General features: G+C 62.6%; 25 protein-coding genes. 13 read left to right on the forward strand and 12 right to left on the reverse strand.

Features of this window, described 5'->3' with window-relative positions; all coding sequences use genetic code 11:
* Positions 1-86: 86 nt before the first annotated feature.
* The 5 genes from ACM6I6_RS29380 to ACM6I6_RS29400 form a co-directional block, all read right to left on the reverse strand.
* Positions 87-785, reverse strand: coding sequence for an OmpW/AlkL family protein (locus ACM6I6_RS29380; protein WP_274074404.1), 699 nt, complete (start codon positions 783-785; stop codon positions 87-89).
* A gap of 222 nt (positions 786-1,007) precedes the next feature.
* Positions 1,008-1,526, reverse strand: a complete 519-nt coding sequence (locus tag ACM6I6_RS29385; RefSeq protein ID WP_274074405.1) for a DUF3299 domain-containing protein — start codon at positions 1,524-1,526, stop codon at positions 1,008-1,010.
* Between the two features lie 10 nt (positions 1,527-1,536).
* A complete protein-coding gene (locus ACM6I6_RS29390) occupies positions 1,537-2,802 on the reverse strand; it encodes an ABC transporter permease (RefSeq protein ID WP_414921154.1) in 1,266 nt (421 codons plus the stop codon).
* A 1-nt stretch (position 2,803) separates the two neighbouring features.
* The gene (locus tag ACM6I6_RS29395; RefSeq protein ID WP_323607768.1) at positions 2,804-3,514 is read right to left on the reverse strand and encodes an ABC transporter ATP-binding protein; all 711 of its coding nucleotides are present in this window, start codon (positions 3,512-3,514) and stop codon (positions 2,804-2,806) included.
* A 135-nt stretch (positions 3,515-3,649) separates the two neighbouring features.
* Positions 3,650-4,216 (reverse strand): DUF2796 domain-containing protein, encoded by a 567-nt coding sequence (locus tag ACM6I6_RS29400; protein ID WP_414921155.1) that lies wholly within the window; start codon positions 4,214-4,216, stop codon positions 3,650-3,652.
* A gap of 135 nt (positions 4,217-4,351) precedes the next feature.
* Between ACM6I6_RS29400 and ACM6I6_RS29405 the strand changes: the two genes are divergently transcribed.
* A complete protein-coding gene (locus ACM6I6_RS29405) occupies positions 4,352-4,696 on the forward strand; it encodes a hypothetical protein (RefSeq protein WP_274074409.1) in 345 nt (114 codons plus the stop codon).
* A gap of 95 nt (positions 4,697-4,791) precedes the next feature.
* Here ACM6I6_RS29405 and trxA read toward each other — a convergent pair whose 3' ends face one another.
* From trxA to ACM6I6_RS29420, 3 genes are all read right to left on the reverse strand, one after another.
* A complete protein-coding gene (gene trxA, locus ACM6I6_RS29410) occupies positions 4,792-5,664 on the reverse strand; it encodes a thioredoxin (protein WP_008065763.1) in 873 nt (290 codons plus the stop codon).
* Between the two features lie 132 nt (positions 5,665-5,796).
* Entirely contained in the window at positions 5,797-6,453 is a 657-nt protein-coding gene (locus ACM6I6_RS29415; RefSeq protein WP_406592088.1) for a class I SAM-dependent methyltransferase, read from the reverse strand.
* Entirely contained in the window at positions 6,450-6,914 is a 465-nt protein-coding gene (locus ACM6I6_RS29420) for a YbaY family lipoprotein (RefSeq protein WP_414921156.1), read from the reverse strand. Before ACM6I6_RS29420 ends, ACM6I6_RS29415 begins: the two co-directional genes overlap by 4 nt.
* Positions 6,915-7,032: 118 nt before the next feature.
* Between ACM6I6_RS29420 and nrdR the strand changes: the two genes are divergently transcribed.
* The 12 genes from nrdR to ACM6I6_RS29480 all read left to right on the forward strand — a co-directional run bounded on the left by nrdR (position 7,033) and on the right by ACM6I6_RS29480 (position 15,787).
* Positions 7,033-7,497: a transcriptional regulator NrdR gene (gene nrdR / locus ACM6I6_RS29425; RefSeq protein ID WP_003228656.1), complete on the forward strand. Its 465-nt coding sequence runs from the start codon at positions 7,033-7,035 to the stop codon at positions 7,495-7,497.
* The gene (ribD, locus tag ACM6I6_RS29430; protein WP_323607772.1) at positions 7,494-8,627 is read left to right on the forward strand and encodes a bifunctional diaminohydroxyphosphoribosylaminopyrimidine deaminase/5-amino-6-(5-phosphoribosylamino)uracil reductase RibD; all 1,134 of its coding nucleotides are present in this window, start codon (positions 7,494-7,496) and stop codon (positions 8,625-8,627) included. The genes nrdR and ribD overlap by 4 nt, the downstream gene beginning before the upstream one ends.
* 47 nt (positions 8,628-8,674) lie before the next feature.
* On the forward strand, positions 8,675-9,337 hold the full coding sequence (locus ACM6I6_RS29435) for a riboflavin synthase (RefSeq protein ID WP_007906836.1): 663 nt from the start codon (positions 8,675-8,677) through the stop codon (positions 9,335-9,337).
* Between the two features lie 32 nt (positions 9,338-9,369).
* A complete protein-coding gene (gene ribBA, locus ACM6I6_RS29440; RefSeq protein ID WP_274074413.1) occupies positions 9,370-10,461 on the forward strand; it encodes a bifunctional 3,4-dihydroxy-2-butanone-4-phosphate synthase/GTP cyclohydrolase II in 1,092 nt (363 codons plus the stop codon).
* 91 nt (positions 10,462-10,552) lie between these two features.
* Entirely contained in the window at positions 10,553-11,029 is a 477-nt protein-coding gene (gene ribE, locus ACM6I6_RS29445; protein ID WP_003228649.1) for a 6,7-dimethyl-8-ribityllumazine synthase, read from the forward strand.
* The gene (gene nusB, locus ACM6I6_RS29450; RefSeq protein WP_008053839.1) at positions 11,026-11,526 is read left to right on the forward strand and encodes a transcription antitermination factor NusB; all 501 of its coding nucleotides are present in this window, start codon (positions 11,026-11,028) and stop codon (positions 11,524-11,526) included. Before ribE ends, nusB begins: the two co-directional genes overlap by 4 nt.
* A gap of 18 nt (positions 11,527-11,544) precedes the next feature.
* Positions 11,545-12,510 (forward strand): thiamine-phosphate kinase, encoded by a 966-nt coding sequence (thiL, locus tag ACM6I6_RS29455; RefSeq protein ID WP_414921157.1) that lies wholly within the window; start codon positions 11,545-11,547, stop codon positions 12,508-12,510.
* Positions 12,507-13,010 carry a phosphatidylglycerophosphatase A gene (locus tag ACM6I6_RS29460; protein ID WP_046815881.1) on the forward strand — a complete coding sequence of 168 codons (504 nt, stop codon included), beginning with the start codon at positions 12,507-12,509 and terminating at the stop codon, positions 13,008-13,010. The genes thiL and ACM6I6_RS29460 overlap by 4 nt, the downstream gene beginning before the upstream one ends.
* Positions 13,011-13,034: 24 nt before the next feature.
* On the forward strand, positions 13,035-13,772 hold the full coding sequence (locus ACM6I6_RS29465) for a transporter substrate-binding domain-containing protein (RefSeq protein WP_323607774.1): 738 nt from the start codon (positions 13,035-13,037) through the stop codon (positions 13,770-13,772).
* Between the two features lie 181 nt (positions 13,773-13,953).
* Positions 13,954-14,571 carry a GTP cyclohydrolase II gene (gene ribA / locus ACM6I6_RS29470; protein ID WP_180204442.1) on the forward strand — a complete coding sequence of 206 codons (618 nt, stop codon included), beginning with the start codon at positions 13,954-13,956 and terminating at the stop codon, positions 14,569-14,571.
* Positions 14,568-14,987 carry an MFS transporter gene (locus tag ACM6I6_RS29475; RefSeq protein ID WP_323607775.1) on the forward strand — a complete coding sequence of 140 codons (420 nt, stop codon included), beginning with the start codon at positions 14,568-14,570 and terminating at the stop codon, positions 14,985-14,987. The genes ribA and ACM6I6_RS29475 overlap by 4 nt, the downstream gene beginning before the upstream one ends.
* On the forward strand, positions 14,987-15,787 hold the full coding sequence (locus ACM6I6_RS29480) for a cobalamin-binding protein (RefSeq protein WP_414921158.1): 801 nt from the start codon (positions 14,987-14,989) through the stop codon (positions 15,785-15,787). Before ACM6I6_RS29475 ends, ACM6I6_RS29480 begins: the two co-directional genes overlap by 1 nt.
* A gap of 138 nt (positions 15,788-15,925) precedes the next feature.
* Here ACM6I6_RS29480 and ACM6I6_RS29485 read toward each other — a convergent pair whose 3' ends face one another.
* The 4 genes from ACM6I6_RS29485 to ACM6I6_RS29500 form a co-directional block, all read right to left on the reverse strand.
* The gene (locus ACM6I6_RS29485) at positions 15,926-17,809 is read right to left on the reverse strand and encodes a TonB-dependent receptor domain-containing protein (protein WP_414921159.1); all 1,884 of its coding nucleotides are present in this window, start codon (positions 17,807-17,809) and stop codon (positions 15,926-15,928) included.
* Positions 17,810-17,928: 119 nt separating this feature from the next.
* The gene (gene dxs, locus ACM6I6_RS29490) at positions 17,929-19,827 is read right to left on the reverse strand and encodes a 1-deoxy-D-xylulose-5-phosphate synthase (protein ID WP_323607778.1); all 1,899 of its coding nucleotides are present in this window, start codon (positions 19,825-19,827) and stop codon (positions 17,929-17,931) included.
* Positions 19,828-19,918: 91 nt separating this feature from the next.
* The gene (gene ispA, locus ACM6I6_RS29495) at positions 19,919-20,806 is read right to left on the reverse strand and encodes a (2E,6E)-farnesyl diphosphate synthase (RefSeq protein WP_323626368.1); all 888 of its coding nucleotides are present in this window, start codon (positions 20,804-20,806) and stop codon (positions 19,919-19,921) included.
* Positions 20,803-21,045, reverse strand: a complete 243-nt coding sequence (locus ACM6I6_RS29500) for an exodeoxyribonuclease VII small subunit (protein WP_007894317.1) — start codon at positions 21,043-21,045, stop codon at positions 20,803-20,805. Before ACM6I6_RS29500 ends, ispA begins: the two co-directional genes overlap by 4 nt.
* Positions 21,046-21,077: the final 32 nt, after the last annotated feature.

Consider the following 21,077-nt stretch of genomic DNA (forward strand, 5'->3'; position numbering starts at 1 on the left):
AGGCGCCTGTAGAGGCGCCTTTTTTTGTTACTGATCGTTCCCGTCCATTGGGCAAGGGAGCGACCAATCCACCACCACGTGAATACTTAGAACTTGTAACCCAGACCGACCATGTAGATGAACGGATCGACATCCACGTTCACCCGTGCCCGGGTGCCCGGCGCCACGGCGTCGTTTTCCACGGTCGCGCGGGTATCGATGTCAATGTAACGCACCTGGGCGTTGATCATCACGTTGTCGGTCAGCATGTAGTCGGCACCGACCTGGAACGCCATGCCCCAGGAGTTTTCTGCCTTGAAGTTGCTGAAGCCGTTGGCCTGGGCTTCGCTGCCGACATGCTCGTCGTAGATCCAGGTGTAATTGATACCGGCGCCGAGGTACGGCTGGAAGTCGGATTTGGCATCCAGCGGGTAGTACACGATGCTGAGGGTCGGTGGCAGGTGTTTCAGCGTACCGAGTTTGCCGTTGGCCGCACCCAGGGCGGTGCCCTTGAGCTTGACGTCGTGCTCGAACGGCGTGGCCGCGAGCAGTTCGATACCCCAGTTGTTGGTGATCATGTAGGCAACGTTCAGACCCAGTTGCGTGTCGCTGCTCATGGTCGCCTTGCCACCCAGGTCGGCGCCGCTCAGCGGACCCTGATCGACCTTGACCGAGGAACTGTCGGCCTCCGGGTTGACGGTAATCGCACCGGCACGAAGGATGATGTCACCGGCTTCGTGGGCGTGGGCGAACGGGGCTGCAAGCGCCAGCGCTACCAGCGAGGCACCGAGCAAGGACTTGTTCATGGGGGGCTCCAGAGGACGTTAAAAATCTTCGATGTCCAATGGTAAGGCGGCTAACGATTCGGTCTTTTGATGCAGCTCAATGAAATCGTGATGGGTTTGGTTTTTGTGGTGTTCATGATGGCCTCATCGCCAGCAGACTGGCTCCCACAGGGAGTCGCCGATCCTTGTGGGAGCCAGCCTGCTGGCGATGACTATCGACCAGACAACACACGACTCCCGGGTTCACTCCGGCAATTCATACAGGTAGATCTTGTCCGCCTCCATCTGGTACCCGGCATCCGCCAGCTCACTGGTGGACGGCTTGACCTGCATCGGCCCCTCGATCCAGTAAGGCTGATACAGCTCGTCGAGCTTCACGCCGACTTCACTTTTGACGTGCACGATCTGGTTCGAAGGCGGTGGCGGTACGTGGATGCAGGCGCCGAAATACGGCACCAGCAGAAAGTCCGTGGTACGACCGTCTTCACTCACTTCCAGCGGCACGATGTAGCCCGGCAAACGAATGTTCTGCCCGTCGAGGGCCTTGACCACCGGGGCGTTGGGCATGTCCTGTTTCGCTGCAGGCGCCGATTCGGCGGACAGTGCATCGCTGAGCTTCGACAGGTCGTGCAGCGGCGTCATGTTCGGCACTTCCGGTGCCGCATCCGGCGGGATCATTTCCGACCAGGTCAGCTCTTTCGGCTCGGCCGCCCACAACGGCAGGGCGACCAGCATCAACAGCGCAAAGACAGCGCGGGGCATTTCAACGTCCTCATAAACGGATCGACAGGCCATCGGCCAGGGATTGGCGATAGGCGCGCCAGGCAGGCACGCTGCCCATCAGCAACGCAGCGATCAGGATGCCACCGAGTAGCGTCCATTCATATTCGCTCGGCCACGCCAGCGGCAGAAACAGGCCGTAATTGGCTTGCACGTAACCCTGGGCTGCCGCGATACAGACGTAGAGCAATGCCACGCCGGCCACCACACCGGCCACCGCCAGGGCAAACGCCTCGAGCACCAGCAGCGTCGCGATGTGCCAGGGCCGCGCGCCCACCGATCGCAGGATCGCCATCTCCCGCCGACGTTCGTTGAGACTGGTGAGAATCGCCGTGAGCATGCCGATCAAGCCGGTCAGCACGACGAACAGCGACACCACGAACAGGGCCTTTTCCGCCGTGCTCATCAAGCTCCACAACTCTTGCAGCGCAACGCCCGGCAGGATCGCCAGCATCGGTTCGCCACGGAATTCGTTGATCTCGCGCTGCAGGGCGAAGGTCGAGATCTTGCTGTTGAGGCCGAGCATGAACGCGGTGATCGCCTGGGGTGTCAGGTCCATGTTGCGCGCCTGATCGGCGCTGACCCGCCCGTTGCCCCGGGCCGGCACGCCGTTGTGCCAATCAACGTGAATGGCTTCCATGCCACCGAGGCTGATGTGCAGCGTGCGGTCCACCGGGGTGCCGGTGCGCTTGAGAATGCCGACCACGGTAAATGGCTTGTCGTCATGCTTGACCAGGCTGATCACGGCCACGCCGTGGGCCAGCACCAGCTTGTCGCCGAGTTTGTAGTGCAGCGCGTCCGCGACTTCAGCACCGAGCACCACTTCGAACGGGTCGCTGGCGAAAGCACGACCATCGGCCAGTTCCAGGTGTTGCTGGCGGCCGTACTGGTAGTGTTCGAAGTACGCCCCGGTGGTGCCCATCACGCGATAGCCGCGATGGGAATCGCCAAGGGACATCGGAATGGCCCACTTCACTTTCGGGTTGCTGGCGAAGTGTTCGAAGCTGTCCCAGCGGATGTTGTTGGTGGCGTTGCCGATGCGGAATACCGAGTACAGCAGCAGGTTGACCGAGCCGGAGCGCGCGCCGACGATCAGGTCGGTGCCGCTGATGGTGCTGGCGAAACTGGCCTTGGCCTCGGTGCGCACCCGTTCCACAGCCAGCAGCAGGCACACCGACAGGGCGATGGCGAACGCGGTGAGGATCGCGGTGAAACGGCGGTTAGCCAGGCTGGCCATGGCTAGACGGAACAGATACATCTCAGACCTCGGACGGGGTGGCGGCGCGATTGAGTTCGGCCAGCGACAGGTTGCGATCGAACAGCGGCGCCAGGCTCTGGTCATGGCTGACGAACAACAGGCTCGAGCCGGCCTCGCGGCATTCGGCGAACAGCAGGCGAATGAAGTTCTCCCGGGCGTCGTAGTCGAGGGCCGAGGTCGGCTCGTCGGCGATCACCAGTTCCGGCTGACCGATCAACGCGCGCGCGGCGGCCACCCGTTGTTGCTGGCCGATGGACAGGGAGTCGGCGCGGCGCGCGAGGATGTTGTCATCCTTCAAACCCAGATGGGCGAGCAGGGTGGCGGCGGCCTGGTCGATGCTGCCGTGGCGCTGCTTCGCCCGCTCGGCGCGCAGTTTCGAGAAGTGGCAGGGCAGTTCGACGTTCTCGCGCACCGACAGAAACGGCAGCAGATTGAACTGCTGGAAGATGTAGCCAGTGTGATCGACACGAAAGTGATCGCGGGCGCCGGCCGACAGTTCCGTTAGCTCCTGGCCAAGCAGGCGGATGCTGCCACGATCGGGCTTCTGCACGCCGCCGAGCAGGCCCAGCAGGGTGGTCTTGCCGCTACCGCTGGGGCCCTTGAGGAACAGGGTTTCCCCAGGCGAAAGGCGAAACGCCGGGATATCCAGCAGCGGCGGGTGACCGGGCCAGCTGAAGCTCAGGTCGGACAATTCGATGAGTGCTTGGGTCATGGCGCCGATTTCATGGGTGTTGATTATCCTGTGGGAGCGGGCTTGCTCGCGAAGGCGGAGTGTCAGTCGACATCTATGTTGCATGACACACTGCCTTCGCGAGCAAGCCCGCTCCCACATTGGTTGTGCGGTGGATCAGAACTTGAGGGAGGCAGCCTTGGCCGTCACTTCAACCCCTTGCTGCCCGCTCGGGCCGATCAGTTGTACCTGAATTTTCCGGGTCGCCGGGAAGCTGTTGAAGATATTCGCCAGATCCAGGGTCTTCAGCGCGCCCGGCGTGACGCAGGTGAATTGGTAGCGGGCGTGGATTTCACTGTGGTCATGGTGGTGTTCATCGTCGGCCTCTGGCGTGTCGCCAAACAACGGGCTTTCCAGCTCCTGGTTTTCCACCACGCAACCGGCGGCTTTCGGCAGGCTGAACAGCGCCAGCGGTTGCTCAAGGCGAGCGCGGGTCGCAGCGACCTTGGCTTTGTCGGCATCGGTTGCGGCGACGTGCTCAAAGCCCACCAGGTTCATCGCCGGACTGTCCAGCTCCAGCTCCAGCTCCAGGGTCAGGCCATCCAGTGCCGCGTTCAGGCGCCCGACACCGTGCTCATGGGCGCCAAGGCTGCCGTGCTCATGGTCGTGATCATGTTCGTCAGCGGCGTGAACGCCAGCCAGCGGCAACAAGGCAAACGGCAGAGCGAGAAGCAGGTGACGCATGGCGAGTCTCCGAAAGACAAGATGAAAGAAATGTTATGTAATCTTATAACATGACGCGCAGAGTGTGACTGCCTGCTTGGCGTTGCACAAGCCCCGTGGGAGCATGGGTGCGAAGAAATGTTCGGGAGCTGACTCATGTTGCGAATTCGCGGAAGCATCGGCGACTGGCCGGTGGATTTGACGCTGGAGATGGATGACGCCGACTGGGCAAGGCTGGGTGCGCAGTTGAAAGTGGAAAAAACCGAGGTCAGTGCTGCGCCAGTGGCGAAACCGCTGAATCAGGACGATGCGCTGTGGCAGGTCGCCAAAGATCTGCTGCGCAAGGCCGGGCAATTGAGCGGGCCGCAATTACTCGATCAACTGGAAGGGCTGACCGGCAGTGCGGCGGCGGGCAAGCGCCTGTTGGTGCGCTTGCGGCATAGCCCGGACGTGAAGGTGCAAAGTGGCGCGGATACGCCGATTTTCCACTGGATCGAATAAACCGCAAAAGATCGCAGCCTGCGGCAGCTCCTACAAGGGCAACGCATATCCCCTGTAGGAGCTGTCGAGCGAAGCGAGGCTGCGATCTTTTGATCTTAATAAAGCGCAGCAAACAACTTGCGACGGTACGTCGTTACCAGCGGATGATCGTTACCCAGCAGTTCGAACACCTGCAGCAAGGTCTTGTGCGGCAGACCCTCGCTGTAGCTGCGATTGCGAATGAACAGCTTGAGCAGTCCATCCAGCGCCGCGTCGTATTGCTGGCGGGCCAGTTGTTGAACGGCCAGCTGATAGACCGCTTCATCGTCCTGCGGGTTTTTCGCCAGGCGAGCCTTCAAGTCGGCGGCATCCGGCAAGTCCTTGGCCTGGCCGAGGAACTTGATCTGCGCCTTGGCGCCGGCCAGGGCGGCCTTGTGCTCATCGCTCTTGACCGCATCGAGCACGGCTTGCGCTTCGCCCAGCTCACCGCGCTCGGTGAGGCAGCGGGCGTAGAGAATCAGCGCCTTGGCGTTGGTGTTGTCTTCGCCCAGCAGCACTTTGAGCAGGGCCTCGGCATCGGCGAAACGGCTGTCGTCGAACAAGGCCTGGGCCTGTTCGAACGGATCGGCGGCGGCCGGTGGCGGCATTTGCACATGGGGCTCGAGCAGCGCGCGCACGGCCGACTCCGGCTGGGCACCGGCAAAACCATCGACCGGCTGGCCATCCTTGAACAGCACCACGGTCGGCAGGCTGCGAATACCGAAACGGGCGACGATGTCCTGTTCGAGGTCACAGTTGACCTTGGCCAGCAGCAGTTCGCCCTGATAGCTCTCGGCGATGGTCTGCAGCATCGGCATCAGCACCTTGCAGGGCGCACACCATTCGGCCCAGAAATCCACCAGCACCGGTTTGTGGAAGGAGTTCTCGATCACCGACTGGTCGAAATCGGCAGTCGTGGCGTCGAAGATGTACGGCGTTTGCTGACTCATGGGCAATCTCGTAAAAGCGTGAATAGGTGAACTATAAGGCGTGGCGCAAAAGATCGCAGCCTTCGGCAGCTCCTACAGGTTAAACCGCATCCCCGCGTAGGAGCTGCCGAAGGCTGCGATCTTTTAGCGGCTTCAGCCGCGCCGAGCGTGGTAGAGGCTCACATGCCGAAACTCTTCCGGCTCGGCCAGGTCCGGCAAGGTCATCGCTTCAAGCATTTCAATGCGTTGATACATCGGATGACGAAAATCCCGAACGCGCGAATCCGCCACCAGAGCCTCCTTGCCACGACTCAGGAACTCATCGAGCAGTGGCAGGTTCGCCCGGTCGTACAGCACATCCGCGACCAGAATCAGATCGAAACGATCGGCCTCGGCGAAAAAATCCGTCGAGTAAACGAGCTGTACGTCATTGAGCTCGGCATTCGCCCGACAGGCGGCAACCGCCAGCGGATCCAGGTCGCAAGCCACCACTTCCAGCGCCCCGGCCTTCACCGCGGCGATCCCGGCCACGCCGGAGCCTGCGCCGAAATCCAGCACGCGCTTGCCCTTGACCCACTCAGGGAAGTCGGCGAGGTAACGCGCCACCGCCAGGCCACTGGCCCAGCAGAAGCTCCAGTACGGCGGTTCGTGCAGAATCCGCCGGGTTTCTTCCGGGCTGAACGCGCGATCCATGTTGTCGCCATCGATCAGCCACAACTTCAGGTCGGTCCCCGGTAATTCACAGGCAACCAGTCGCGCATCACCCAGCAGTTCCCCCAAGGCCTGTTGCAGGTCGTGCGGTGCACTCATGGGGCTTTGACGAATTGCAGCTGGCCCAGGGCCTGGGTGGTCGGCTGGCTAATCCGCTGTGACGGCAGATGCAGGATCAACTGGCCGGACTGGCTGGCGCGGCCACGCAGTTCCACACGGGCACCGACCGGGAACGAATCCGGGTTGAAGCGCAGGTGAAACGGCAGTACCTGGTTGTTGCCGATCAGGCTCGAACTGGCGAGCAATTGCTGTGGACGGTCTTTGTCGTCGATCACCAGCAGCGCCAGTTCCACTTCAGCACCTGTCGGCACACCTTGCAGCGTACCGCTCAGTTCGCGCTGATAGGCCGGCAGCGGGCCGAGGTTCGCCGATTCCCGGGCTTTCTTCTGCGCCTGTTCCGGTGCAGGGCCTGGCGTTGGCGGCTGCGGCTGGGGTGTATCGCTGCTGCAGGCGACCAACAGGCTGAAAAAACTGAGCAAAACGAGTGGTCTCAGGGACATTTGCGGCTCCGGCAACACGTGATCCATATATAGCCAATCTGTATACCGCAAACCCTATGGCTTGTCTTGCCACCCGGATGCGCTACCATGGCCCTCCCTTTTTTTGTTGCCTGCCACCATGCACTGTCCCTTCTGCGGTGCCAACGACACCAAGGTCATCGACTCGCGTCTGGTCGCCGAGGGCGAACAGGTGCGCCGCCGGCGTGAATGCCTGGCCTGCGGCGAACGTTTCACGACGTTCGAAACCGCTGAACTGGTGTTGCCGCGCCTGATCAAAACCGACGGCAGTCGCCAGCCGTTCGACGAAGAAAAACTCCGCGCCGGCATGCAGCGGGCGCTGGAAAAGCGCCCGGTGAGTGTCGAGCGCCTCGAGTCGTCGCTGGTGCACATCAAACACAAACTGCGCGCCACCGGCGAGCGCGAGGTCAAGTCCCTCGTGGTCGGTGAGCTGGTGATGGCCGAGCTGCAAAAGCTCGACGAAGTCGCCTACATCCGCTTCGCTTCGGTGTATCGCCGCTTCCAGGACCTCAATGAGTTCCGCGAAGAGATCGATCGCCTGGCCCGGGAACCGGTGAAAGAATGACCACGTCAGCAGAGCTTGCCGTCCTCGACGCCCATTACATGGCCCGTGCTTTGGAACTGGCGCGCAAAGGTCATTACACGACCCACCCCAACCCGCGAGTCGGCTGCGTGATCGTGCGCGGCGGGCAGATCGTCGGCGAAGGCTGGCACGAGCGCGCCGGGGAACCCCACGCCGAAGTCCACGCCCTGCGCGCCGCCGGTGAGCTGGCCCGGGGCGCGACCGCTTACGTGACCCTCGAACCCTGCAGTCACCACGGGCGCACGCCACCGTGCGCCGATGCGTTGGTCAACGCCGGTGTGGCGCGGGTCGTGGCGGCGATGCAGGACCCGAACCCGGAAGTCGCCGGTCGTGGTCTGCAGCGCCTGGAGCAGGCCGGCATCGCCACCGAAAGCGGCGTGCTGGAAGGCGAGGCGCGAAAGCTCAATCAAGGCTTCCTTAAGCGCATGGAGCATGGCTTGCCGTTTGTGCGGGTCAAACTGGCCATGAGCCTCGACGGTCGCACGGCAATGGAAAGCGGCGAAAGCCAGTGGATTACCGGCCCGGCAGCGCGCTCGGCGGTTCAGCGTTTGCGTGCTCAGGCCAGCGTGGTGCTGACCGGCGCCGATACGGTACTGGCGGACAACGCCCGTTTGACCGTGCGCGCCGATGAACTCGGTCTGGACACCGAACAAGCCGCACTGGCCATGAGCCGTCCGCCGCTGCGTGTGTTGGTCGATGGCCGCCTGCGGGTGCCGCTGGATGCGCCATTCTTCAAGGCAGGTCCCGCGCTGGTCGCTACCTGCGTGGCAGTGGAAGAACAATACGCCAACGGCCCGGAGTGCCTAATCGTGCCGGGTTACGATGGGCAGGTCGATCTTCGTCAGTTGCTGGTCGAACTCGCCAACCGTCAGGTCAATGAAGTGTTGGTCGAGGCCGGACCACGGCTGGCGGGTGCCTTTGCCCAACTCGGTCTAGTGGACGAGTTCCAGATTTTCATCGCCGGCAAGTTCCTGGGTTCTTCGGCGCGGCCGTTGCTGGATTGGCCGCTCGCGCAAATGAAGGATGCGCCCGAGCTCAAAATCACCGAAATTCGCGCGGTTGGCGATGACTGGCGGGTCACTGCCATTCCTTTGCCAGTCGCCAGCGTATAATTCCCGGCCATCGTTATAGCGCTGGCCCTGTTCTCGAGGAGGACTCCATGTTTACCGGCATTATCGAATCCATCGGCAGTATTCGTGCATTGACCCCTAAAGGTGGAGATGTGCGGGTCCACGTCGAAACCGGCAAGCTCGACCTGAGCGACGTCAAGCTGGGCGACAGCATCGCGGTCAACGGCGTGTGCCTGACGGCGGTTGAACTGCCGGGCAACGGCTTCGCGGCTGACGTCAGCCGTGAAACCCTCGACTGCACCGCCATGAACGACCTGAAAAGCGGCAGCCCGGTCAATCTGGAAAAAGCCCTGACCCCGACCACTCGCCTCGGCGGGCACCTGGTCAGCGGTCACGTCGACGGCGTGGGCGAAGTGGTTGCCCGTACCGAGAACGCGCGGGCCGTGGAATTCCGCATCCGCGCGCCGAAGGACCTGGCCAAGTACATCGCCCATAAAGGCTCGATCACCGTCGACGGCACCAGCCTGACCGTGAACGCGGTCGATGGCGCCGAGTTCCTGCTGACCATCATTCCGCACACCCTGAGCGAAACCATCATGGCGTCGTACCAGCCGGGTCGCCGGGTGAACCTGGAAGTGGATTTGCTGGCGCGTTATCTGGAGCGCCTGCTGTTGGGCGACAAGGCCGCAGAGCCAACCTCCAGTAACATCACTGAAAGCTTTCTGGCCGCCAACGGCTACCTCAAATCCTGAAGCTCAAAATTTCGAAAGAAGGGGGGTGCCTTGTGGCGCTCAATAGCATCGAAGAACTGGTTGAAGACATCCGCCAAGGCAAGATGGTCATCCTCATGGATGACGAAGACCGCGAGAACGAAGGCGACCTGATCATGGCCGCCGAGTGCTGCCAGGCCGAGCACATCAACTTCATGGCCAAGCACGCCCGTGGCCTGATCTGCATGCCGATGAGCCGCGAGCGCTGCGAGCTGCTCAAGCTGCCGCTGATGGCGCCGCGCAACGGCTCCGGCTTCGGCACCAAGTTCACCGTCTCGATCGAAGCGGCCACCGGCGTCACCACCGGCATCTCCGCCGCCGACCGTGCGCGCACCGTGCAAGCGGCTGCCGCCCGTGATGCCAAGGCTGAAGACATCGTCAGCCCAGGCCACATCTTCCCGCTGATGGCCCAGGCCGGCGGCACCCTGGCCCGCGCCGGCCACACCGAAGCGGCGTGCGACCTGGCGCGCATGGCCGGTTTCGAGCCGAGCGGGGTGATCTGCGAAGTGATGAACGACGACGGCACCATGTCCCGTCGCGCCGAACTGGAAGCCTTCGCCGCCGAACACAACATCAAGATCGGCACCATCGCCGACCTGATTCACTACCGGATGATCCACGAACGTACCGTTCAGCGGATTGCCGAGCAGCCTCTGGACAGCGAACTGGGCCAATTCAACCTGGTGACCTATCGTGATTCCGTGGAAGGCGACGTGCACATGGCCCTGACCCTGGGCAACGTGTGCGCCGAAGAACCTACCCTGGTGCGCGTGCACAACATGGACCCGCTGCGCGACCTGCTGATGGTCAAGCAACCGGGCCGCTGGAGCCTGCGCGCCGCCATGTCCGCCGTTGCCGAGGCCGGCAGTGGCGTGGTGCTGTTGCTCGGCCACCCGCTCGATGGCGACGTGTTGCTGGCGCATATCCGCGAAACTGCCGACCACGCGGCGGTGAAAAAACCGACCACCTACAGCACCGTGGGTGCCGGTTCGCAGATCCTGCGCGACCTGGGCGTTCGTAAAATGCGCCTGATGTCGGCACCGATGAAATTTAATGCGATATCCGGTTTCGATCTGGAAGTTGTAGAATACGTGCCCTCCGAATAATGACCGGTCGTATCCGGCCCTGTATTCGCGGTTCAAATATCACTGAGGGATGCGTACGAGACGCGTCCCGGCTCTTTAAGAGATCTAACGAATGACCCTGAAGACCATCGAAGGTACCTTCATCGCCCCTAAAGGCCGCTATGCTCTGGTAGTGGGCCGTTTCAACAGCTTCGTCGTTGAAAGCCTGGTCAGCGGTGCTGTTGATGCCCTGGTTCGCCATGGCGTAAGCGAAAGCGACATCACCATCATCCGCGCTCCTGGCGCCTTCGAAATCCCGCTGGTTGCGCAGAAAGTCGCTCAGAAGGGCGAGTTCGCGGCGATCATCGCACTGGGCGCGGTCATTCGTGGCGGTACTCCGCACTTCGAATACGTGGCTGGCGAGTGCACCAAGGGCCTGGCCCAGGTGTCCATGGAGTTCGGCGTTCCGGTCGCTTTCGGCGTGCTGACCGTTGATTCCATCGAGCAAGCCATTGAACGTTCCGGCACCAAGGCCGGTAACAAAGGTGCCGAAGCTGCCCTGTCCGCTCTGGAAATGGTCAGCCTGCTGGCGCAGTTGGAGGCCAAGTGATTAGCGACGAAAGCGATCGTTTCAACCCGCGCGATCCAAAACCTGCGGATGCTGGCAAGCCATCGAAAAGCGTCAAGCGTCGCGAAGCCCGTCAGCTCGCGACCCAGGCGCTGTACCAATGGCACATGGCCAAGCAGTCGCTGAACGAGATCGAAGCGCAGTTCCGGGTCGATAACGATTTCACCGATGTCGATGGTGCCTACTTCCGCGAGATCCTCCACGGGGTGCCGCAGTTCAAGACCGAAATCGACACGGCGCTCACGCCTTGCCTGGACTTGACCATCGAAGAGCTGGACCCGGTTGAACTGGCGGTTCTGCGCCTGTCCACCTGGGAGCTGCTCAAGCGTGTCGACGTGCCGTACCGCGTTGTGATCAACGAGGGTATCGAGTTGGCCAAGGTCTTCGGTTCCACCGATGGGCACAAGTTCGTCAACGGTGTGCTCGACAAGCTGGCCCCACGTCTGCGGGAAGCTGAAGTGAAGGCGTTCAAGCGCTGATTGGCGCTTGATTCAGCAATGGGTGAGTTTGAGCTGATCCGCAATTTCTTCGCCGCCGCGCCTTGTGCGCAGGGCGGCGAAGGCGTTGCCCTGGGGATTGGCGACGACTGCGCCTTGCTGGCGGTTCCTCCCGGGGAGCAGTTGGCGATTTCTACCGATACGCTGGTGGCCGGTGTGCATTTCGCCGACCCCTGCGATCCGTTTCTGCTCGGTCAGCGCTCGCTGGCCGTAGCGGTCAGCGACCTGGCCGCCATGGGCGCCACCCCCGTTGCCTTTACCCTTGCCCTGACCTTGCCGACGGTGACCGCCGATTGGCTGCAGGCCTACGCCCGTGGTTTGAACCTCATGGCGCAGAGCTGCGGCGTGGCGCTGGTGGGCGGCGACACCACCCGCGGGCCGTTGAGCCTGACCATGACCGTGTTCGGTCGGGTGCCGGGTGGCCTGGCCTTGACCCGCAGCGGTGCGCGGCCTGGCGACTTGCTGTGTGTCGGCGGTGAGCTGGGCAATGCCGCTGGCGCCTTGCCGCTGGTGCTCGGCGAGCGCGACGCTGAAGCCGCCATCGCCGAGCCGCTGCTGGCGCATTACTGGTCGCCGCAACCGCAGCTTGGCCTGGGGCAGGCGTTGCGCGGCAAGGCCACTTCAGCCATGGATATCTCCGACGGTTTGCTCGCCGATTGCGGACACATTGCCCTGGCTTCGAAAGTCGGGGTGCTGATCGAACGGGATCGCTTGCCGCTGTCCAAAGCACTGGTGGCCTTCCTCGGCCAGCCGGGCGCGCAGGACGCAGCCCTGAGTGGTGGCGACGATTACGTATTGGTCTTCACCATACCGTCCGTCGAGTTGCCGCCACTGGTGGCCGACGGCTGGCCGATCCATGTGATCGGGCGGATCGTGGCGGGGCAGGGCGTGACGCTGATCGATACCGATGGGCATGACATCACCCCGCAAACCCGGGGCTATCAACATTTTCGGGAGACACCGTGACAGATCATCCCAAACAGGTCCCGGCGGAATTCGTACCGCCCTCGGTCTGGCGCAATCCCTGGCATTTCCTGGCGTTCGGTTTCGGCTCGGGCACCTTGCCAAAGGCTCCAGGCACCTGGGGATCGCTGGTTGCGCTACCCTTTATCCCGTTATGGCAGATGTTGCCCGACTGGGGTTACTGGCTGATGCTGGGCATCACCATGCTGTTCGGCTTCTGGCTGTGCGGCAAGGTGGCCGATGATTTGCGGGTACACGACCACGAAGGCATCGTCTGGGACGAGATGGTCGGAATGTGGATCACCCTGTGGCTGGTGCCGGAAGGCTGGCAGTGGCTGTTGGCAGGGTTCCTGGTGTTCCGCTTCTTCGATATCCTCAAGCCGTGGCCGATTCACTGGGTTGACCGGCATGTGCATGGAGGCGTCGGCATCATGCTCGATGATGTATTGGCCGGGGTGTTTGCCTGGTTGGCGATGCAGGGGCTGGTATGGATTTTCGCCTGAGGGATTAATTAGGGAGAACTAGGGATGGCTCGACGCTGGTTGGTAACGATGGTGTTTATGGTGTTCGGTGCACTTGCCCAGGCGCAGGAGGCATCGACCCCGCCATCGGTGATTCATCTGGCCAGCGAAGACTGGGAAGACTACACCGCTGCCGACGGCCACGGCCTGGGCTGGGACGTGTTGCGCAAAGTCTTCGAGCCGGCGGGGGTCAAGCTGGACATCCGCAGCGAACCTTATGTGCGCTCGATGGGGCTGGCCGAGCGCGGTGAGGTCGACGCCTGTGTCGGCTCCTACCATGAAGAATCCAGCGACGTGCTTTATCCGCGCTGGAACTTCGATACCGACCATATCTATGCCCTGGGCTTGGCCAGCAGCCCGCAACCGACCCCGCAAACCCTGGGTAATTACCGCCTGGCGTGGGTGCGTGGCTACGATTTTCAGGATTATCTGCCCAATATCCGCCGCTACAACGAAGTGTTGCGGCGTACCGGCATCGTTTCGATGCTGACGCAGAACCGCGCCGATTTCTACATAGACGCACTGACCGAAGTCGATTGGGTGCTCAGTCGGGCGAAGGATCCTTCCCAGTTCCGCCGCACGCATATTGCCGAATTGCCGTTGTACCTGTGCTTTGCCAAGACCCCGGCGGCCCGCAGCCTGATGGAACTGTTCGACCAGCGCATGGCGCAGTTGGTGAAAAGCGGTGAGCTCAAACCGATCTTCGAGCGCTGGAAGCAACCCTATCCGTTCGATGAGAACTAACCTGTAGGAGCTGCCGCAGGCTGCGATCTATTAAAATCAAAAGATCGCAGCCTGCGGCAGCTCCTACAGAGATCAAACTTTTTGATTGTTATGGCCGATAATTCAGCCTAAGCGTCGGTTGGAACCTGCTGTTACAATGCCGGCCTGCGAATCTTCAGACTTTTAGATCAGGAGCACACCGGTGCCTGTCGTTTTTGTCGCCGCTTCCAAGCTGCCAACGCCTTTTGCGCAATTCATCATGCACGGCTTTCTCGATGAGGCCACCGGCCGCGAGCACGTCGTGCTGAGCCTGGGTGAGATCGCCGACGGTGCCCCGGTACTCGGCCGGCTGCACTCCGAATGCCTGACCGGCGATGCCCTGTTCAGCCAGCGTTGCGACTGCGGCTCGCAACTTGAGGCCGCGCTGCAGGCCATCGCCCGTGAAGGTCGGGGCGTGTTGCTGTACTTGCGTCAGGAAGGCCGTGGCATTGGCCTGCTGAACAAGATCCGCGCCTATGAGCTGCAGGACGGCGGTGCCGACACCGTTGAAGCCAACGAGCGCCTGGGCTTTGCCGCCGACCAGCGTGACTACGCCATGTGCCTGCCGATGCTTGAGCACCTGGGGGTGAAATCCCTGCGCCTGATGACCAACAACCCACGCAAGGTCAAAGCCTTGACCGACATGGGCATCGCGGTCGCCGAGCGCGTGCCGCTGCACACCGGGCACAATCCGCACAACAAACTCTACCTGGCGACCAAGGCCAGCAAACTCGACCACATGATGGGCAACGAACATCAGGGCGAGGTAGGCCGGGCGTGACCCGAGGCCAGGTGCGGCGGCGACTGTCCGTCAACTGGTGGCAATACCTGGCGTTGGCCTTGTTGCCGCTGTTCGTCATCAACGCCGTGTTCGGCCAGAGCGAGGCCATCCTGCCGGTGCTGGCGATGCCCTTGTTCATCGCTGGTGTCGCCTCGATGTTTGTCAGCCTGAAGTTCTTTGGCGGCTACAAACATGCGCTGATCGCCACCCAGAAAGCCCTCGACACCCCTGAAGAGCCTGGCGCCTGGATCAGTCTGGCGGCCAAGCGGCGCACGGCGTTCCTGGCAGCAGGCCTGCCGGCGTGGATCGGTGCATTGGCGGTGTTCGTCGGCCTCGAAGCGGTCCCGCTGATGCTGCTGGCGCTGTCGACTGCCGTGCTGTTCTACCTCTACCGTATTCCGCGTCAGCTCGGTTGATGCGTCCTGTCTGGCTGGCGGTGTTGCTGCTGGCCGCCAGTGGCTCGGCAGTCGCGGTCGAACGGGTTGTCAGCCTTGCGCCGTCGCTCTCTGAAATTGTCGTTGAGCTGGCTTCGGCCGACTTGCTGGTTGGCGTGCTGGATGCCGGCGAGCGTCCCGCCGAACTCAAGGATCTGCCCTCCGTTGGCCGCTACGGCCAGCTGGACATGGAGCGGCTGCTCAGCCTCAAGCCCGACTTGCTGCTGCTCTGGCCCGGCAGTGTCGGCCCGGCCCAGCGTGAGCAACTCAAGCGCTTGGGCATCCCCACCTACGTCGCCGAACCCCATGATTTCGAACAGCTCACCGCGCAGATCGAGGCGATCGCCTTGCAGCTTGGCCGGCCTGAGCGTGGGGGTGCGTTGGCTGGCGGTTTGCGTCAGCGGCTGGCTGAGCTGCGTCAACGCTACAGGCGCGAAGAGCCGTTGCGGGTGTTCTATCAGGTCTGGGACCGGCCGCTCTATACCGTTGGCGGTGGCCAGATCATCAGCGCGGCGCTCGAAGTGTGCGGGGCGCGAAACGTGTTCGGCGATCAGACACTGCCGGCGCCGCAGGTCAGTGTCGAAGCGGTCCTGCAGCGTGATCCGGAGGTGATTCTGGCGGGTGATCAGGCGCAGCTGGATGCGTGGAAGCTGTGGCCGCAGGTGGCGGCGGTGCGGCAGGGGCAATTGCGGTTGGTGACGGACAAGGGCCTGGAGCGGCCGAGTGGGCAGATGATTGAGGCTACGGCCAAGTTGTGCCGGTTGATAGCGCCCGAACGCTGAGACCGAGTTGCGGCCCTTCGCGAGCAAGCCCGCTCCCACATTGGATTTCAGTGGACACAGATTTTGTGTACGACAGAGGTCAAGTGTGGGAGCGGGCTTGCTCGCGAAGAGACCAGACTGGCCAACAAAAACTTCAAATCAGAGCCCAGGCGTCCAGGTCACCCCAAACATCCATGCCCGACCCTCCTCGCGATACCCGTACTGGCTGCCTTCATGGCTGTACATCGCCCGGCTGTATCCCTTGTCCAGAAGGTTATCGACCTTCAGCTCCAGGCTGACTTCACGATTGAGCGCCCAACTGCTGCGCAATCCCAACAATCCATAACCCCCCAATGGCTGTTGATTGTTCAAGTCGTCATAGCTGCTGCTCACAGCTTGCCAGCTGGCGCCCAGGCCCAGGCGGTCGAACTGGCGGTCCAGATCCCAGCTCAACGTACGCCGGGCACGACGGGCCAGGGTATGCCCGGTGTCGCGGTCACGCGGGTCGATGATCGCCACGCCAAGGTTGCTCTGCCAGCCGAACAACTGCTGTTTCAACGCCGCTTCAAAGCCGTTGATCCGCGCCGAGGCGACGTTTTCCGGTCGTGAGTTGCTGCCGAAGATGATCGCGTCTTCGAGGTCCGTGCGGTACAGCGAGGCCTCCAGGCGACTGTTCTCGGTCAGTTGGTTGCGCCATTGCAGCTCGTAACTTTTCGAGGTCTCGGGTTTCAGGTCCGGGTTGCTGAAGTCCGGGTAGTACAGGTCGTTGAAGGTCGGAGCGCGGAAACCTTCGCTGTAGGTCAGCAGCACGTCGTTGTCCTGGTTCAGCGGCAGGGTGAAGGTACCGCTCCAGCTGTTATGGCCGCCGAACTGCTGGTTCTGGTCGCGGCGCAGGCCCAGCTCGGTGGAGAAGCTGTTGGCCTGGTAGCGATGCTGGATAAAGGCCGCGCGGTTCCAGCGGCTGTCCTCGTCGAACGGCGTGCTGCTGTTGACCCGGTCCTGGTACCAGTCGCCGCCGAGGATCAGGCTGTTGTGCTCGTTGAGTGTCAGGTCGTTCTGCCAGTTCACCGAATCGCGGTAGGTGTTGAACACGCTACGTTCATCGCTGAGCTTGTCGAACGTCTTCTCGCGGTTTTCGCTATGGCCAAATTCGACGCGGGTTTTCCACAGGTCGTTGACCCGTGCGTCGACGTAGCTGCTGACACTGCTCACATCGAATTCGTTGTAGGGCTGCTGCTGGACTGACTCGAAAGTGTCCAGGTCGAAGCGGCCGAACGGATTGTCATATTCGCTCTTGCCACGGTTATCCAGCAGGTTGGCGCCGATCTCGACGTCGTCGCTGAGGGCGTGACTCAGGCTCAGGCTCAGGGATTTGTTGCGGTATGCGTCGTGATCGCCGTCGCTGGGATACGACTCATGGGTGCGATCGATCCCGGCGGTTTCATCGAGGCTGGCGCCGAGGTTGAAGCGGGTCTGCTCATCGCCACCGGACAAACCGAGGCTGCGCTCCCAGGTCTGGTTGCTGCCAAAACCGACATGCAGGCGTGGCTGCAGGCCGGGCTCGCTGCCACGCCGGGTGAAGATCTGGATCACCCCGCCAATCGCATCGCTGCCGTAGATCACCGAACGGGAGCCGCGCAGCACTTCCACGCGCTCGACCTGTTCGATGTTGATGTGTTGCAGATTGCTGTCGCCGGAGGACGAGTTGCCGATCCGTTGGCCGTCCACCAGCACCAGGCTCTGGGCCGACTGCGTGCCGCGAATGTAGATCCCCGGCAAGCTGCCGCGTCCGCCGGTTTGTGCCACTTGCACTCCCGGTACACGGCGCAGCAGATCAGTGACGCTGTTCGGTTGCAGTCGGTCGATGTCTTCGCGGGTGAATACCGTGTTGGCGGCGCTGCTGTCGTTGCGCGCCTGGACCTGGCGGTTGGCGCTGATCAGCACGTCGGGCAGTTTCAGGGCCTGGTCGCGTTCGAAGGAGTCGGCCAGCAGGTGTCCGGACGGCAGAAGCGTCAGCGTCAGGGCGAGGCGAAAGAAATTCATGGTCAATTTTTGTGCATCAAGGACGGCGCGGTCCTTGTAGGAGCTGGCTTGCCAGCGAAGCTCTTGGCGTCCTAGAGGGCGCCATCGCCAGCAAGCCGGCTCCTACAGGGGGATCGGGTTTACAAGTTGAGCAGTTGCAGGCGTTCGCGGATCGATGCTTCGATCCCGGCCTCATCCAGCCCGCACTCCGCCAGCATTTGCGCCGGCTTGGCATGCTCGACGTAAACATCCGGCAAGCCCAGGTGCAGCATCGACTTGAGGATGTTCTCGCGGGCGAGGAACTCACTGACCGCGCCGCCGGCGCCGCCCATGATGGCGTTTTCCTCGACGGTCACCAGCAGTTCATGGCTGCCGGCAATCTCGCGAACCAGTGCTTCATCCAGCGGTTTGACGAAACGCATGTCGACCACGGTCGCGTCCAGCGTCTCGGCGACTTTCAGCGCCTCGGCCAGCTGTACGCCGAACACCAGCAGGGCGACCTTGCTGCCCCGGCGGCGAACCACACCCTTGCCGATTTCGATCGGCTCGAGGTCTTTCTCGATGGTCGCATTCGGGCCATTGCCGCGCGGATAGCGCACGGCCGCCGGACCTTCGTACAGGTGGCCGGTGGTGAGCATCTTGCGCAGTTCGTTTTCGTCGCTCGGGGTCATCACCAGCATGCCGGGGATGCACCGCAGGAACGACAGGTCGAAGCTGCCCGCATGGGTCGGGCCGTCTTCGCCGACCAGGCCGGCACGATCGATGGCGAACAGGACGTCGAGGTTTTGCACTGCGACGTCGTGCACCAACTGGTCGTAACCGCGTTGCAGGAAGGTCGAATAGATCGCCACCACAGGCTTGGCGCCTTCGCAGGCCATGCCGGCCGCCAGGGTCACGGCGTGTTGCTCGGCAATCGCCACGTCGAAGTAGCGCAGCGGGAAACGCTCGCTGAAGGCCACCAGGTCCGAGCCTTCCTTCATCGCCGGGGTGATCCCGACCAGACGCGGGTCGGCAGCCGCCATGTCGCACAGCCATTCGCCGAACACGCCGGAGTACTTCGGCCCGCTGGCTTTTTTCGGCGGGTTGGCCGGCGCATCGACAGGCTCGAGCTTGGTGATGGCGTGGTAACCGATCGGGTCGACTTCAGCCGGGGCGAAGCCTTTGCCTTTCTTGGTGACGATGTGCAGGAACTGCGGGCCCTTGAGATCGCGCATGTTGCGCAGGGTGGCGATCAGGGTGGGCAGGTCGTGGCCGTCGATCGGGCCGATGTAGTTCCAGCCCAGCTCTTCGAACAGGGTGCCGGGCACCAGCATGCCTTTTGCGTATTCTTCGGTGCGGCGGGCGATTTCCCAGGCACCCGGCAGGCGCGACAGCACTTTCTTGCTGCCCTCGCGCATGCTCGCATAGGTGCGACTGGAAAGGATCTTCGCCAGGTAGTTCGACAAGCCGCCGACGTTGCGCGAGATCGACATGTCATTGTCGTTGAGGATCACCAGCATGTTGGCGTCCACTTCCGGCGCGTGGTTCAGCGCTTCGAACGCCATGCCGGCCGTCAGTGCGCCGTCGCCGATCACGGCAATCGCCTTGCGCTCGCTGTTCTGCAGGCGGGCGGCAATCGCCATGCCCAGGGCCGCACTGATCGACGTACTGGAATGGCCGACGCCAAAGGTGTCGTACTCGCTCTCGGAACGGCGCGGGAAGGCGGCAATACCGTCCTTCTGGCGCAGGGTGCCCATGCGCTCGCGACGACCGGTGAGGATCTTGTGTGGATAAGCCTGATGACCTACGTCCCACACCAGCCGGTCGTCCGGGGTGTCGAAAACGTAATGTAGCGCGATGGTCAGCTCGATGACGCCCAGGCCTGCACCGAAATGCCCACCGGTCTGGCCGACCGTGTAGAGCAATTCCAGGCGCAACTCATCGGCCAGGGTTTCCAGCTCGGCTTCGCCTAACCGGCGCAGGCCGTCCGGCGTGTTCGCGCGGTCGAGCAGGGGCGTGGTCGGGCGCTTGCGGGGAATCTCATGGAACGTCGTGGGCATCAGGCGAATCGTTATAGGTATAAAAGATGCGGCAGTTTACCTGATGCATCGGCCCCTGCCCACGCGTTGGTCTTTTTTGGCGGATACGCCGTCAGCTGCGGCGCGAGACGATGTAACGGGCCAGGTCGCGCAGGGGCTCGGCAGCCGCGTCAAACGGTCGCAGCGCGTGCAGCGCCTGATCGCGCAGTTCCAGGGCATAGGCCTTGGCGGCGTCGAGGCCGAGCAGGGCCGGGTAGGTTGGCTTGTCGCGGGCAATGTCGGCGCCCTGGCGTTTGCCAAGAGTTTCGGTATCGCTTTCGACGTCGAGAATGTCGTCCTGGACCTGGAAGGCCAGGCCGATGGCCTGTGCATAAGTCTGCAGGGACTTGAGTTCGTCCCTCTCGGCGCGACCGCTGGCCAAGGCGCCGAGCTTGACGCTGACTTCGATCAGCGCGCCGGTCTTGTGCCGGTGCATGTATTCGAGCGCCTGCTGATCGAGCTTCAGGCCGACCGAGCCAAGGTCGATGGCCTGGCCGCCGACCATGCCCGCCGGACCTGCCGCCAAGGCCAGCGCACTGACCATTTGCAGGCGGATCTCGGCGTCGGCATTGCTCAGGCGCGGGTCGAGCAGGGCGCTGAACGCCAGGCTCTGCAAGCCATCGCCGGCGAGGATCGCGCAGGCTTCATCGAATTTCTTGTGCGTAGTCGGCTGGCCGCGACGCAGGTCGTCGTCGTCCATGGCCGGCAAATCGTCGTGCACCAGCGAATAAGCGTGGATCAGTTCCACTGCACAGGCCGCGCCGTTGGCCTGCTCGGCCTTGCCGCCCAGCGCTTCGCAGGCGGCGTAGGCCAGCAGCGGGCGCACGCGCTTGCCGCCATTCATCACGCTGTAGCGCATGGCTTCGTACAGCCGCGCCAGCTCAGGGCTCGGCGCGGTGAACAGGGTTTCCATGGCGGCGTTGACGCGGGCCTGGCTGGTCGCCGAATACGCTTCAATCATTCTGGTTGATCCGCGTCGAAGGGTTCCTCGGCCAACTCGCCGTCACGCTCGAGCAGCACCTGAACTTTTTGCTCGGCCTGGGCCAGCGCCGCCTGGCAATCGCGGGTGAGGCCGATGCCTTGCTCGAAAGCGGTCAGCGAGTCTTCCAGCGATAATTCGCCATTCTCCAGGCGCTCTACCAGCGTTTGCAGGTCAGCGAGGGATTGTTCGAAATCCAGTGCAGCTTTTTTGCGGGCCATGGCGGCGATTTCCGGTTGACGTTAAACCGGCG

The sequence above is a fragment of the Pseudomonas sp. IT-P218 genome (genome assembly GCF_949767605.1).
GTDB classification, from domain to species: Bacteria; Pseudomonadota; Gammaproteobacteria; order Pseudomonadales; family Pseudomonadaceae; genus Aquipseudomonas; species Aquipseudomonas putida_AE.